The following is a 15,728-nucleotide window of genomic DNA, read 5'->3' on the forward strand; positions in this document are numbered from 1 at the left end:
TTCACACCTCTTTTAATAAGCTTTGTGTGAGAATTTCCTGAAGTTTATCCGCTCTTGTTAATGGAAGATTAAAGAAAAGCTTTTCTTTCATTTCGTTTACAAGTGCTTCAATATTGCCTTCATACTTGAATGGTTGTGAAAGCCCGATTGCTTGTAAAAAGTTTTGCATCGTTAATGCAGCTTGTTCACCTAATGATTCCTGCCCTTGAGTAGGTTGGTAGTCTTTTAAAATACCAAGCAGAATCTCAACTTTTTCCGGTATGACTGAACTTGCATGTGTTAGGTATGTTGGGTATACATAGGCTAATGTCTGCCCATGCGCTAACTTCGGAAAATAACCGTTGATGGTTTCAGCAATCGGATGTGGCGCTTCTGCTCCAGCATTGGAAAGGCAAATGCCGGATAAAGTGTCCGCATAGGCCAAATTCTCTCTTAACTTACTATTTTCTAAATCTTTCAATACAAGAGGCAGTGATTTAGCAATGATTGAAATAGATTGCAATGAAAGTGTTTCTGTCAATTTTGTTGCTCTTGGATTAAAAAAGCTTTCCATTGCATGACACATTGCATCAAAACCAGTTTCAGCCGTTGTTTTTTCAGGGACAGTCAGCATAAGGTCAGAATCTACAATGGCGACTTTTGGAAAAATACAGGAATGAAAAAGTGTCAACTTTTCTTTTTTCTCTGCATTTGTTACAACAGCTGCTTGCGTGACATGTGAACCTGTGCCTGAGGTGGTCGTAATTGTTACTAAAGGCAGAGCCTTAACTCCCATCACCTTATCTTGAAAGGGATCAGAAAATTGGTCAAAACTATATTCCCATGAAAAATCTTGATTTGCCGCCAGTAGCGCGATCGCTTTGGCGGTATCCATTGAGGAACCGCCGCCAAATGCTAGTATAAAATCAACCTTCTCATCAATTGCCATTCTTTTCCCCTGATCAACCATTACCGTTGTTGGGTTTGGCTCAACACCATTAAAAATCTCATACTCTATATCATTCTTTTCAAGACTTTCTGTGATTTCTGTAAAATATTTTTCACGACTGGGATTTTTCACTGGTGTTCTAACAATAAGGCACTTTCTTCCATATTCCTTTCCTTGTTCACCAATTTTCTTTCTGGAACCAACACCAAAGTTAATTTTCGTGGGTAAATTAAATGTAAATTCCATTCCTTTCCCTCCTAGCTTTCTTACCCAAAGTACTTAATACTTGCAGCATCAATAGCCTCTCGACAAGCTTTTACTCCGGCAGTAATTCCGCCTTCATATTTAAAAATGCCTGAGGATAAGATAACAACATCGGGCTCCGCTTCAATCATAGGATCCAAATTTTCAGCTCTTAATCCGCCATCAACAGCAAGTTCACATCTCGGATTTTTCTCATTAATAAGCTTTCTAGCTCTTTTTACAAGATCGATGGAAGACCTTCTCCAACCCCAATTATCCTTACCGTCAGTTTCATCCACGCCATGAACAACAATATGGAGACGGTCGATATCATAAATGGCTTCTTCCACAAAGGATAATGGTGTGTAGCAGCCAATGGTAAGACCAATTTTCATCTTAAATTCTCGGCAGTAGTTAATGATATATGCGAGTGGCGCTCCGATAAAATGTTCTACCGGGATGATTAACATATTAGCACCAGCAGCGGCAATTTTTTCAATAAATAGACGGTCACATTCACGTGTATAAATATGACACTCAATAGGTTTATCTGTTACTGGACGAATTCCTTCAATAATCTGATGTCCGCCCATTAGTTGCATGTTTTTTAAATCATGCATATCAGCAGCATCTGAATGGATATAATCCGCCCCTGCCTCGCTTGCTTCCTGTACAATATCAGCGATATGACCATAATCAACATGTGCTAAACCTGCAGCAATTTTTATGTATTTATTCATTGTGTACCTCCACTTTTTTCGTTAATATTTACTATTTTAATAGGAAGCCGAAACATTCTTATGGTTAAGATGAATCGGCTTTTAATGTCTTAAACCCTTTATACACCTATAGGGTTGGTCTGAGGCAATAGTTCAAATCCTGCCGTAAAGTGTCGTAATGACGTGATAGGGCCTTCATATACCAATTTCATACCTTTGTACTGATCTCTTTTTTCATAAATTTCTCCGAGGGCATTGGCGATGACATCCATATGGCTATTCGTGTAAACCCGCCTTGAAATGGCTATTCTCATCGCTTCCACTTCTGGGTATATATCCTCACCAGTTAAAGGATCTTTTGATCCGAAGGCACAAGCACCTAGTTCAACAGCCCGAACACCAGCTTCTTCATAAAGAGCAACCACTAATCGTTGTGAAGGGAATTCACTTTGTGGGATATGCGGGAAGAATCTCCTTCCATCTACGTAAACACCGTGTCCCCCTGTTGGTTCAATAATTGGAATGCCTCTTTCCTTTAAACGGTCACCTAAATATTTAACCTGGTTAATCCGGTACTCTAAATATTGTTCATCGACACCTTCTTGTAAACCAACCGCAAGCGCTTCCAGATCACGCCCTGCTAAGCCGCCATAAGTGATGAAACCTTCATGAACAATGGCTAATTGTTGCGCAAACTTAAATACCTCTTCATTTTTTGTTACAAAAAGACCGCCGATGTTAACTAGGCCATCTTTTTTGGAACTCATTGTCGCTGTTTCACAATAAGAAAACATCTCTCTAGTGATTTCCTTGATTGACTTATTTTGATAGCCTTCTTCTCTCTGTTGAATAAAGTAAGCATTTTCAGCAAGTCGCGCAGCGTCAATGACAACCGGTATGTTGTGCTGCTGGGATAAAAGGCTAACTTCCTTAATATTTTGCATCGAAACAGGCTGACCACCGTTGTTATTACATGTCACAGTGATAATGACAACTGAAATATTTTCAGCACCCTTTTCTTCAATCAATCTCTCCATTTTTTGGATGTCGATATTTCCTTTAAAAGGATGTGGAGGACTTGCTGTATCTTTTCCATTATCACAAACATAGTCAACAGCTAATGCGCCTAATACTTCTGCATTTCCTCTAAAAGTATCAAAATGCATATTTCCAATCGCGTATTTTCCTTGTTTCGCATAAAGCTTTGCCATTATGTAATCAGCTGCTCTTCCTTGATGGGTAGGCTGCACGAAAGGCATTCCGAAAATATCTTGAACAGATTCTTCTAATTTATAAAAACTTTTAGACCCTGCATAGGATTCATCTCCTAGCATGAGAGCAGACCACTGCTCACTGCTCATCGCTGACGTACCACTGTCCGTGATACAATCAATATAAACATTTTCAGCCTTAATTTGAAAAGCATTAAATCTTGCTTCTTTCAACCATTGTTGACGTTGTTCTTTTGTGCTTTTTTTAATTCTTTCCACCATTTTTATGCGAAAAGGTTCAGCAGTCATAAAACGCATATCAAAATCATCCTTTCATGTGTTGTTAAAATTTTTACATCTTGTAAATATTTTAACACCATGAAAATTTACTTACAATACAATTCTGAAAATTTTTATTTTTACCATTACTAACTTCACAATAATAAAAAATCCCGAGTATATGAAAATCATATCCAACGGGGTTTTTAAATATCATTATTTTTCATTTAACTTATTAATGTATCGATACACAGACGTTTCAGAAGTGTTTAAAATCTTTGCCAACTCACTAATAGACCCCTTCATCAAGAACACACCTTTTTCATCCAGCATACGTACAAGAGTCATTTTTTCCTCATGGCTTAATCTTTCTGGAGAAGCGTTAAAGTTCTTTAAAGCCTCCTGTATAATATTTGTCATTAAATCTTCAAACGAAAGATTATAGCTTTCATAGAAATGATCCGTTTTATATTGAAAAGGTTCAGAACCACTAATCAAACGATTTAGTAAACTTCTCAGTTCAATTAACTCATCTACCTTATAGTTGATAATTAGCAAACCCATTAATGCACCATTATCATCTTTAATGAAATGAGTTGCTGACCTTAATTTTTTCCTTTCAGATGAAAAAGCCCGATAGTTCACTATTGATTCTTCTTCTTTATATAATTCTTGTTCGACAAACTTTCTTTCCATATCAGGAATTGGACTTCCTACTCCAATGTCAGGGTTAAACGGGTTTTCAACTAACTTAATTGCATTTGTATTCGTATCATATAAGATAATTTCTGCATCGGTACCAAGAAATTGAGAGAAAAATTTAATCATGGGGATATAAGAATCTAGGGTATTCATACTGGTCCACCTCTAATTTTTTTGTACTATCCTGCATTCTTTATCGCAGACTAGTCTATTATACAACGGCATTTCTTCACCTCAATCAACAAATATGACTCCTATTTCACGTCACAGGATTATTTTACCATAATTTTAAAATAATAAATTATAATTTTCATACATGTATGAATCGTTGTTCACACTTCTTGGATTATGAAGTTTTTTTCTTTTCCAGATACTCAAGTTTTGAATTTTTGCTTAAGTTAATTCCTAATTGACAGGACATTTTGTAAAGAGGAAAAATGGAACCGGTAAATCTTACGAGTTCCCAAATACAAAAGGAGCCCTCGCTGTCTGGCTCCCTTAAATCTTATGTGGTCCTCTTTTTGGTGGGTATTCCATTATCTCTCCATTTGCGTCTATAGCTCGATATTCCTCTGCAGAATAATACTGTTCTAGAGCTTCAAAGACAATTTTCCAACAGTTCCTGTTTGTCCATAGCATTGTTTCCCATTCGCCGAAATCGTTATGCTGTATTTGTATTACGGGCGCATTCCAGTATATTTCTTTAATCATTGCATAGATTCCTCCTCTTTCATTACTAGTCTGTCCTTATAATTGAAAAATTAATTAAATCGCTCATGGACATAAGCGTATCCTTAACGTCTGGTATTAAAAATACCTTTCTAGTAGTTCGTAGCAATTTATTTTTATTTTTATAAATATCAGTTATAATATAATTAAATATGGAATAATTTAAAAAAGACCAAACATGTAGTAACATGTCCGGTTCAGCAATAGACGGATCCCTCAGCAGGGGATCGGCATATTGGTAGGATAATCCACCCGAGCCGTCAACTCAAGGGTGGATTATTTTTTTGGTTAACTGACAGAATGATTACGATTAAACCGGAAAAACCAATCGCAAACATGAATGAAACGTTCCATTTCAATTCCACTGATATTTCAAATTTTTCTTATTTAATATTCAACTTAGACAACTGCCTAACACTCTCGACAATCTTCGAACGCAAATATTCATCCTCAACCCCGGGCTTCACCCTAATCGCACCTAAACCAAACTGCTCGTGGAATCCCAATTGAAAATACCTCATCTCCTCGGCCACCTCATCCGTTGTCGGTGTCAGGATATAGACCTCCTGAACACCTCGCTCACCGGTGTCCCGTTTAAGAATGCCATCGCGATATTTATGCATTTCACCCAGTGCCGTACCCAGATTGTCCGGAACCCGATATTTCGGATCAAACACAATCAGGCCGTTCTCCCCTTCTAGGACAATATCCGGAATCATCTTTTGCGTATACGTATGGAAAGTTGGGGAGTTGAACTGATAAGCCCGTTGGTAGTACAGGCCCACACCGCCTCGCAACTGAATTTTGCTTTCCTTGTTCTCGGCCAGATTCAGAAAAATGCCATCCTTCGTCATCCGGTACAATCCACCCGTATCACGCACAAGATCCGCTTCCCTCAGAATCCTGACTACCTTCATAAAGCACCACATTTCATACAATTGAAAGGTGTCTTTTAATGAAATCGGGTAATCAAAGCCGATGCCCTCACGGTTATGCTTATAAAGCTGGTCAAACCATTGATACCAAAGACGGTAGACGGGATGCTTACGAAATTTTTGCGTAATCGTATAAGGACCTTTATTTGCTGTGACTTCATTCATAAACGCACTGTTTAACCAACGCTTGACAATCCCTTTATATCTCAACGCTTTGCCCGCAACCTCATCATGTTCAACCACTTCGTACTTGCGGAGGAGCCGATACAAATCCTGCAACTGCTGCTTTAGCACTTGATTTTCGTATAGATTTCTCGTTTCTAATGTCTTCACATTTTGTACCGTACTTGGAATCTCGTCGCCGTGCCCCTGCTGATCCAACCACCTTAACGTAACCTGTTCCGAATGCTGGACCTTTTCCCGTTTCATCATCATCGTATACTTGTCCAAACGGCGAAGCGGCTGCTTTTCAATTTTTGAAAAGATGTGCTTCAACTGATGAAAGGATCGATCCAAATAACTCCATTGTGTCCAAGTGATATCACGGTTTCGGCCAGATGCATTGACATGGGTCGTCAACCCACTGAGCTGGAAGCAGCTATTCGCCTCCGACAGGATTTCTTCCAGCATCAGGTTGAACTGATCTTCCGTCAGTTTCCGATCATCCGGAGAAACAAAGGTCTCAAATTCTTGACCGTTTATAAAAACCCGAACGGAGCCAGATTGAAAAGGCGTCATGAACGTGGCATAACCTTTTCCCTCTTTTTGAAAAAATGGTACCGGAATACCCTGAAACCTCACATCCATTTGAGTACCGTTAAAACGCAGCTTATATTCGGTCGCTTCCCTAAGATACGCATCCAAAAACGGAACCCAGCCTTGCTGCTTATCAAAAAGCTCAAGAAGATTAGCGCCAGAATTGGGTTGCACCATAATACTCTAACTCCTCTTTCATCCGTTTCACGTTCTGAAGTGAGATAGAAGCAGCACCAATATTCATGGTCAGCCATTCCTCCAACTTCGCCAGCATATCAGAAATCCGCTCATCCCCCCGGACTTTAGTTAATACCTTTTCAGAGATCACCCGATCCAATGCCTCCATCGAATCCAGTTGATACTCTTCAGGGAGCTGGTGATTGGCATATAGCTTTTGCAGCATTTCCCCCATGGAGCGATAACCAAAATGCAACTCATAAACAGATAACGTGCGATGCAATTCCCGTAAAATCGTAAACTCGTTCGTAAGTCCAGCTTTCAGATCTTGGTCGACCCTTTCCCAATACGAATCAAAGTCAACATCGGATAACGTCATGACAAAGGCACGGTCTAAGACTTTATCGGAGATGGAATGGGTAGTTTCATCTACATTAATAGTTCCCAAAACATAGACATTCGGTGGAATCACCAGTTTTTTCGGAATATCGGTAATTTGATCATCCTGATGCAACGGAATTTCCTTGCGGGATTCTACTGCACTTAGGTAATCACTCAGATAATACTCCACCCGGGCCAAGTTCATTTCATCGAGTAAAATGAAATGCGGCTTATCCCGTTCTTTTAACGCATTCAGGAGAACCTGGAGGAACTCCGTTTTGACATAGCGTTTTTCAAAGGAACTATAATAACCGAACAGAGCAGTCGCATCCGTCCAGTCGGGCCGTACCGGGATGATGGTAAAATACGGATTCTCACTCTCATATTCCAATCCGTAAACGGAATTAGCATATAAGCGGCAAAGCTGGGTTTTCCCTGTCCCGGAAATCCCGCTTAACAGCACAAAATGCTTATCATCCAAAGCGGTCAGATTCAAATGTAAGTCACGAATAATGTCATGGGAAAACGTAAATTGGCTGTTGGAAATCATGTTGATGATTTCACTGAACATAAAGTTCGGTTCCAATCCTTGTTCTATTTCAGGCTCGTCCTCTTCACCTATTCCGACAGTTGGAGAATCAGACCGCAATTCCAGCTTCCCTTTAACATGAGCAAAGAGGAGGCCAGCATCGATAAACGTTTTCTTGACCGCTTCAGCCCCTTCCACAAAGGACTGCGTCTCATTATTGAAGCTTCCGACACAATAGGAACTTCCTTTTACCTGAATATGATGCTCACCTAACAATCGCATCGCGTTGGCCATTACCTTCGCGTTCTCCTGGTTCTGTCCCGCGAATGACTTGGTAATCCACCACTCTATCGTGCCGTCCCCAATTATGGCTCTGGCGCTAGTGAAAATATGATTATGACCTTCCAGTTGCACGATAATCGTCTGATATGGCGAATCTTTATCACTATAGTCAAGGTAGCTGAGATACCCCTTTGTCAGCATTTGCTCCCCATCATAGATATTAAAAGGCTGTCGTTTTCCCTGTTTTTGATCTTCCAAGGGCCCTATGTCGACTGAATAGGAACGGCCAAGCAACTGTGTTTCCTTAATGTTTCGGGTAGCGGCCAGGAGCATCAGGGAATCATATGCTCGAGTTGAAACATCAATTTCTTCGTTATAAAAACTCCGAAATGGGCCAAGCTTTTCCCAAACGGACACAAGCTCGGCAATCAGGGATTCCTCTTCCATGTTCCCTTCCAACGGCAGGCTTGTTCCAATTTCAAAGTTAGGCCGTTTCCGTGGTTTAATACAGCTTTTGACAAACGGAACAAACTCCTCTTTTGGGATCACCGACTTTTCCTTCCAGCCCGTAAAAATAGAATAGTCGGACGGAATCGCCTCCAGGACACCATGAATTTGATCGTTCCGAACCCATGCCCAAAACGGGATGAAATTCAGTTCAGAATGAATCATCAACATTCTACTGATCCCATCAAGTTCAAGGGTGAGGAAATTATACTCCTTGTCATCCACTTTCCGATTCAGTTTAATATAATGTTTCCGGCCAATATCAGATTCCTTTTTCTTCTCAGCATACGTTGGATTACGGGCATCATGATAGGTAGTAGTAAGTGTCGTATCATAGCTTCTGATTATGTATTCATTTCCGATTTGTATCCCGATTCTTTCAACAAATTGTTGAAAGATTGGTTTTACAACCGGTGAAATTTCATCCAGCACCTTCCGGCAGCGAATTTCTGTGTTGTCTTCGTTAAATATTGATTGAAAATATGTAAGGTTTAGCATTATTAGTTTCACCCGCTTAAAATAATTCATTGATAGCAATCTTAAACTTGTTCCGGCCTTTATGGCAGGTGTCGAGGCTCTTTAAAAGAGCGCATTTGAAATAATTAAGATTTATTTATATTCTAGCAGAATTAGGAAAATTACATCTACCAAATTTGGTAAAACTAAAATTTTGGTTACAGAAAAAAAATTTAGGGCAAGTACCTCGTTATAAATGTGATTCCATTTCCAAGAAATAATAAAAATAGGCCAAGATTAAAAGGGTAACCCCGACATGTGTGTAGAAAACCTATCCAAAAATACATTAAAAAAACTGCCCCCTTAAGAGCAGTATTTCAACAACTTTTTGCGGTTAGTCTCCTGTTATTAAAAGTGCTTCAGTTAATCTATAGCATCTATCCGGAATTAATGTCACGTTTTGGTTCTTCTCTCAAACGGCCTTACTTATATCAAGTTCCAACTCCTAAAGTAATCTCATTCATTCTTATGGTGCTTATTATATAGAAAGACCTCCGTCTACCGGGATAACAGCTCCATTGATATAGCTTGAATCATCGCTTGCCAAGAATAAATAAGTATTGGCAATATCTCTTGGTGTACCTAGCCGTTGAAGTGATACTTTCTCTTTCATTCCGTTAAGAACTTTTTCGGGCATTTTTTCTGTCATTGGGGTCATGATAAAGCCTGGAGCAACAGCATTTACATTAATTCCTTTCCGACCAAGCTCTTTTGCCCAAGTTTGAGTCATCGCAATAACAGCTGCTTTCGTTGCAGCATAATTAGTTTGACCAAAATTACCCATTCTTCCTACTATACTACTAGTATTGATAATTCTACCATAGCCCTCTTTAATCATATGAGGTACAACAGCTTGCGTACAGTGAAAAACACCAGTTTGATTAATGGATATAACCTGATCCCATTGCTCCTGAGTCATTTTTACAAGAGTAGAGTCCATTGTAATACCAGCATTATTTATTAAAATATCAATTTTCCCAAATTGTTCGATAACCTCATTGACCATCCTATCCACTTGAGCACGTATTGAAACATCTACACCCAATCCAATACCATCAATCTCTTTTGCTGTTGCTTCCGCTAAACTTTTATTATAGTCAGCCACAATAACATGTGCACCTTCACTAGCAAATAACAAACTAGTTTCTTTTCCAAGGCCGCCAGCGCCACCAGTTATAATAGCAACTTTTCCTTCAAGTTTCATAATTTCCCCCTCTCATTCTCCCAAAACAATCCGAATATCCTACTGATTAATTTTATGATTTTAAATTCAGTTCCCTAAGACTATTATTATTTGTTTCAAATCCTATTATATTGTTTGCGATAAAATCTTCTATTTCTTTCTCGGAAAAACCCAACTGCGCTAAAATTTCCTCTGAATGTTCACCTAAAGCTGGAGGAACGGTAAACTCTTGTACGGGTTTCCCTGAAATCTTGATCGCAGCACCGGGAACCGGAACTTCAACATCTCCCATCGTTAAAGTTCGAATCATTTCTCTATGCTGTATTTGAGGATTATTGATGACTTCCTCTACATTATTGACGGGACTGCTGGCAATACCCTTTTCTTGTAAAAGTTGAAAAGCTTCTTCTTTTGTATGTTGAATGGTCCACTCAGCAATAGTTTGATCCAATATTTCTCTATTTTTAGTTCTTTCTTCTTCCATGAAGAATGTTGAATTACTTTGGCTCCAATCACTTTTGCCAATTAGTTTAGCAAATTCTATCCACTTTTTTTCAGGTACATTTAGATAGGACATAAATACATACCCATCTTTTGTTGGGAATGCTTTCGAATATTGAAAACGATCACTCATTCCCCACCTTTGTTTATTGATGCCATGCAACTTGGCTTCCGCGATGCTAAAGCCTAATAAAGAAACCAAACCATCCAGCATGCTAATATCCACGAAGCGGCCTTGTCCAGTTTTTTCTTTATGAAACAAGGCTAACATGGTCCCTAAAGTTGCTTGCAAACCAGAAATATGGTCGGCAATAAAGGTTCCAACATAGGTTGGCGGACCATCTGGATGTCCAGTTAATTCTGCTAACCCGCTCATTGACTGAATGACACCATCATATGCTCCGTATTCCCGATAAGGGCCGGTTGCTCCGAATCCAGTAATATGTACCATGCTAATTTTCGGGTTTATAGCGGAAATAGTTTCATAGCTAAAACCTAATTTTTCGGGCACATTGGAACCATAATTGGTAACTAAAACGTCTGACGTTTCTACTAAGCGGTGAAGAATCTCTTTACCCTTCGCACTTTTCAAATCTAATGATAGCCCTCTTTTATTCCGATTCTCTGAGGCAAAATACAAACTGACATCATCATGCATCGGGGAAGATGTTCTTCCAACCTCCCCTTCCAGTCGTTCAATCTTTATGACATCAGCACCGTAATCAGCAAGCATTTGGCTGCAATAAGGTCCAGCAATATAATGGGTTAAATCCAAAACTCTTACTCCAGATAGAACAGTCATAAATTTCACCTCATTTATTAAAAATATTCTTTCATAATCGCTATATATCATGCCTTGTCTGTTGAGTTGGAATCGTTGCAATCGCCTTTACTTTAGAACTCACGAGTGCATTGCCAGTGAGTTCATTTTTACGGAAGTTCCCTGGTGAAGTACCGACAATTTTTTTAAACGTCTTGATGAAATGAAAAATATTATTGTATCCTACATCTCTACCAATCTCTGCTACATCGTAATCGGTGTTAAGCAGTAACTCCGCAGCTTTATCAATTCGCACTTTATTGAGATATAGATTGATGGTCATACCAGTATTTTCTTTAAATGTTTTACAAATATAATTTTTGCTATGACCAACAAACTTTGCTAAATGGTCCAAAGAAATTTCATTTCTATAATTTTCTTGAATATTCTCTTTAATTTGATCTACGACTTTAGACTTTTTGGGATTTGCCGATAACTCAATTCTTTGAAATCGAATCATGTAGTATAGCACGGCAATGAATGTATGCGTCGCTATTTCTAAATACCAAGGAAGTGTATCAATTCCTTCTTTAAAGACTAGCGCCAGCATTTCTTCAATATTATCTGTTCCCTGGCACACAATCGGAATCTGGTTTAGACTTTCTTCAAGCTCGTTATCAAACACAACATACTTTACTTCCAACATTCGCAGCGGTTTTCCATCTACATCGCGTGTGCTGGAAATGCCATGGATATCATTGGGTCTTGTAAAAAGATACATCCCCCGACCCATTTTCACGGATTCATTCCCTACAATAAAATCTCCTTCTCCACTAATAACATAGTAAATTTGATAGTAATCATGTTTATGAGGAGTAAGACTGCTGCCTGCTGGATATTCACTTTTAGCAAGCCAAAGTATATTTAACATATTAAGAGTCATTTACGTAATCACCTTTGGGGTAAATTTTTATATTTTGTGTGTTCATTATATTAATTCAGGTTTATATTGTAAATGCTCTGAACATTTAAACATTTCCCAAATATGCTTTTGCAATATCTGAGTTATTCCTTATTTCTTCTCCTCTGCCCTCAAGAACAATCCGGCCGGTTTCTAGGACGTAGGCGCGATCGGAAATTTTTAAGGCACTATTTGCCATCTGCTCTACTAATAGCACTGTGACACCTGAAGAACTAATTTCCTTTAAAAGATCAAAGACTTCTCCTACAATGATTGGAGCTAGCCCAAGTGAAGGCTCATCAAGAATTAACAATGAGGGGTCCGTCATTAAGGCTCGTGCAATAGCCAGCATTTGCTGCTCGCCTCCGGAAAGAGTTCCTCCCATCTGATTTTTTCTCTCCTCGAGCCGTGGAAAACTTTCAAATATAGATTGCAGTCGTGTCTGGACTTTCTTAGCATTCTTTTCAATGTACGCGCCTAAAAGAATATTTTCCAGAACAGAATGTTGAGGGAATATCTGCCTCCCCTCCGGCACTAACCGAATCCCTCTCCGAACCAGTTGATCAGGCCGATTTTTAGATATTTCCTTATCCTGAAAACGAATGCTCCCTTGTTTTGCTTGATGCAGACCAACAATGGTGTTGAGGATCGTACTTTTTCCTGCACCGTTTGCACCCAAAATGGTAATAATCTCTCCCTTTTTCACATGAAAAGATATATTGTGTACTACTTCAGTCTTTCCATAACCAATCGTTAAGTTTTCTACTTGTAACATAGATTATGCCCCCTCGCCCAGATATGCTGTTTTTACAACAGGATTAGTATTTACGCTGGCAGGGTCGCCCTCAGCAATTTTTTTACCGTAATCGATTACTGTAATGTAATCGGAAATTTCCATCACAAGGTCCATATGATGCTCAATCATCAAAATCGAAATACCGGCATTACGGATTTTATGAATTATCTTTGCAAATTCCATCGTTTCCGTTTCGGAAAGACCAGCGCATGGTTCATCCAATACTAAAAGATCTGGTTTCATATAAAGGGCTCGAGCAAGTTCCAATAACTTTTGCTGACCTGCAGAAAGGCTTTCCGGATCATAATTTGCTTTGTCGTTAAGATTAATTATCTTTAAATATTCCATCGCTTCTTGAAATGATTTTCGTTCTTCCATCTTCATTTTTCGAGTCCGGAAAATAGAGTCGACAATCGAATAGCTATAAAACAAACGTCCCCCCATTGCAACATTTTCAACTACTGACAGATTGTTAAAGAGCCTAACATGCTGATACGTCCGTGAAAGACCCTTCTTCGTTAGATTAAAAAATTTGTCACCGGTAATTTCTTTCCCATTGAAAATGATGGAGCCTTCTGAAGGTTTGTCTATCCCGGTAATCATATTTACTGTAGTACTCTTACCAGCACCGTTGGGACCTATTAGTGAGTGAACCGTTCCTCTTTTAATGGTCATATCTAAACCGTCTACAGCCGTTACTCCCCCAAATCTCTTTGTAAGACCCTTAACAACCAGAATGTCTTCCATTTCCGAATTATTCTTAATAACATTACGTTCAATGTCAAACTCATTGACCTCAGTTTTTTCCATTATATATTTGTTATTATCGATTTCCTTAAAATACTTCTTAATAGTTCCTGCAATACCAGCTGGCATTACCTGCGGCAAGATGACCAGGAGCGCACCGAATACAATTTGCTTTAAGTCAGGAGCAGCATTAAATAGCATAGGTATAAATGTGACAAAAACCGCCCCGATGATTGGACCACTAAGAGTACCCTCACCTCCAACAACCGCCATCAACAGTATGAATACTGTAAATTCAAAATTGAAGGTATCAGGGCTCAAATAACCGCTAAAGCTGGCATAAACACTGCCCGCCAGACCAGCAAGTATTGAACTTAGAAAATAACCAGCTATCCTATACTTGCCATAATTAATACCTACCCCCGCAGCTGCAATTTCATTATTTTTGATTGCTATTAAGTCTCTGCCCCACCGGCTTTTCATCAGATTCCTCTGTAAAACTACACAGAACAACATAATAATGAAAATGACATAATATTTCTGAAAGTTATTCAAACTAATGCTAAAAATGTCCCAGGAAGGTATGTACATTCCCCCGGACCCGCCAGTAAACCATTGCCATTCATTCAGTATTTGCTGCACTATTTCTAATAGTCCGATACTAATAAGGGCCAAGTAATGGTGCTTGACTTTAGAAGCTGGAAGTGAAACTACTAAGCCCACTAAACCTGATGCTATGGCACCTGCAAGTAATCCTACAAGGAACGGCATATTATAACGGGTAATCGCTACTGCGGAAACATATGCACCTACACCGTAATGAGCGGCAAAAGCGAACGAGGTAATTCCGCTAAAACCCGCTGAAATGTTATACCCTACTGCAAGAATAATATAGATAAAGATTAATGATATAAGCCGCATATAATAGTCACCAGCAAATAGAGGGAGAATAAAACTGATAAGTAATGCGGCTGCACAAACCATTTTAAAAATACGACTATATTTTTTCTGCATTGAGTTCGCCTTTATTAAAGAGTTTGGCACTTAATATCCCCCCCGGTAAAACTATAATAACTATTATCATAATTAAAAAACTGATAGAATCTACGAATCCGCCTGGAACAATCATATTTGCAATTTCCTCTATCAGCCCTAGTAAAAGCCCTCCAATGAATGCACCCCTGGTGTTTCCTAGCCCGCCAATCAATGCCGCTGCAAAGGCTTTAATACCTACTGAGTAGGTCATTGTATAGCTTGCGAAGGTTATCGGCGCAATAAGAGCACCACTTATTGCTGCTACAGCACCTGAAATTGCAAAACACATCAACACAATGCGATTACTCCTAATGCCCATAATCCGAGCGGTATCTGGACGAAAGGAAACTGCTCTAACAGCACGGCCAAAGTTAGTTTTTTGCATCACAATCTGATAAACAGCACCTATAAATACCGCAACAAGAATCATCATAATCTCATGTACCATAATCTTCGTGCCAAAAATCGGAATAACTTTTCCATCAAAAAGGAAAGGATACGCCTTTGGCTCTGTACCGAACAACATTCGAGCCGTATTGTCTAAAATGATTCCTGCACCAAAGAGAGTGACAATCCATCCTGAATTCTGGGTTAGATCTCCTAATTTTTCTACAGATACTTTATAAATCACTATACTTAGGACTATGTTAATAATGACAGCCAGAATAATAGCCGTAATATAATTCATATGAAAAATACTTAGTAACCAGTAACTTGTCATGGCACCTATCATAATGACAGAACCGTGAGCAAAATTTATAATCTGTGTGGTAGAATAAATTATGCCAATAGCAAGCGCCATTAATGCGTAAATGCTTCCATTGGCAAGGGCAGTGATTATTTCTTGCATC

General features: G+C 39.0%; 13 protein-coding genes. All 13 read right to left on the reverse strand.

The annotated features are described in order from the left end of the window. Position 1: 1 nt before the first annotated feature. The 13 genes from ACNQGS_RS08015 to ACNQGS_RS08075 all read right to left on the reverse strand — a co-directional run bounded on the left by ACNQGS_RS08015 (position 2) and on the right by ACNQGS_RS08075 (position 15,727). Entirely contained in the window at positions 2–1,174 is a 1,173-nt protein-coding gene (locus tag ACNQGS_RS08015) for an iron-containing alcohol dehydrogenase (protein WP_491486873.1), read from the reverse strand. A gap of 20 nt (positions 1,175–1,194) precedes the next feature. Beyond that, positions 1,195–1,911, reverse strand: a complete 717-nt coding sequence (locus ACNQGS_RS08020; protein ID WP_491486874.1) for a ribulose-phosphate 3-epimerase — start codon at positions 1,909–1,911, stop codon at positions 1,195–1,197. A gap of 98 nt (positions 1,912–2,009) precedes the next feature. Further along, the gene (locus ACNQGS_RS08025) at positions 2,010–3,419 is read right to left on the reverse strand and encodes a tryptophanase (RefSeq protein ID WP_491486875.1); all 1,410 of its coding nucleotides are present in this window, start codon (positions 3,417–3,419) and stop codon (positions 2,010–2,012) included. A gap of 177 nt (positions 3,420–3,596) precedes the next feature. Continuing rightward, complete coding sequence (locus ACNQGS_RS08030; RefSeq protein ID WP_491486876.1) at positions 3,597–4,235, reverse strand: helix-turn-helix transcriptional regulator; 639 nt, start codon at positions 4,233–4,235, stop codon at positions 3,597–3,599. 345 nt (positions 4,236–4,580) lie between these two features. After that, positions 4,581–4,793: a hypothetical protein gene (locus ACNQGS_RS08035; RefSeq protein ID WP_491486877.1), complete on the reverse strand. Its 213-nt coding sequence runs from the start codon at positions 4,791–4,793 to the stop codon at positions 4,581–4,583. Positions 4,794–5,194: 401 nt separating this feature from the next. Further along, entirely contained in the window at positions 5,195–6,679 is a 1,485-nt protein-coding gene (locus tag ACNQGS_RS08040) for a DUF2357 domain-containing protein (RefSeq protein ID WP_491486878.1), read from the reverse strand. Beyond that, positions 6,654–8,876 carry an McrB family protein gene (locus ACNQGS_RS08045; protein ID WP_491486879.1) on the reverse strand — a complete coding sequence of 741 codons (2,223 nt, stop codon included), beginning with the start codon at positions 8,874–8,876 and terminating at the stop codon, positions 6,654–6,656. Before ACNQGS_RS08045 ends, ACNQGS_RS08040 begins: the two co-directional genes overlap by 26 nt. A gap of 496 nt (positions 8,877–9,372) precedes the next feature. Next, a complete protein-coding gene (locus ACNQGS_RS08050; RefSeq protein ID WP_491486880.1) occupies positions 9,373–10,098 on the reverse strand; it encodes a beta-ketoacyl-ACP reductase in 726 nt (241 codons plus the stop codon). Positions 10,099–10,150: 52 nt separating this feature from the next. Next, positions 10,151–11,380, reverse strand: coding sequence for a CaiB/BaiF CoA transferase family protein (locus tag ACNQGS_RS08055; RefSeq protein ID WP_491486881.1), 1,230 nt, complete (start codon positions 11,378–11,380; stop codon positions 10,151–10,153). A gap of 40 nt (positions 11,381–11,420) precedes the next feature. Next, positions 11,421–12,281 (reverse strand): helix-turn-helix domain-containing protein, encoded by an 861-nt coding sequence (locus ACNQGS_RS08060; RefSeq protein ID WP_491486882.1) that lies wholly within the window; start codon positions 12,279–12,281, stop codon positions 11,421–11,423. A gap of 85 nt (positions 12,282–12,366) precedes the next feature. After that, entirely contained in the window at positions 12,367–13,074 is a 708-nt protein-coding gene (locus tag ACNQGS_RS08065) for an ABC transporter ATP-binding protein (protein ID WP_491486883.1), read from the reverse strand. A 3-nt stretch (positions 13,075–13,077) separates the two neighbouring features. Beyond that, positions 13,078–14,886 (reverse strand): branched-chain amino acid ABC transporter ATP-binding protein/permease, encoded by a 1,809-nt coding sequence (locus ACNQGS_RS08070; RefSeq protein ID WP_491486884.1) that lies wholly within the window; start codon positions 14,884–14,886, stop codon positions 13,078–13,080. Next, positions 14,840–15,727, reverse strand: a complete 888-nt coding sequence (locus ACNQGS_RS08075) for a branched-chain amino acid ABC transporter permease (protein WP_491486885.1) — start codon at positions 15,725–15,727, stop codon at positions 14,840–14,842. Before ACNQGS_RS08075 ends, ACNQGS_RS08070 begins: the two co-directional genes overlap by 47 nt. Position 15,728: the final 1 nt, after the last annotated feature.

Source organism: Neobacillus sp. PVCKKU3 (genome assembly GCF_058323225.1).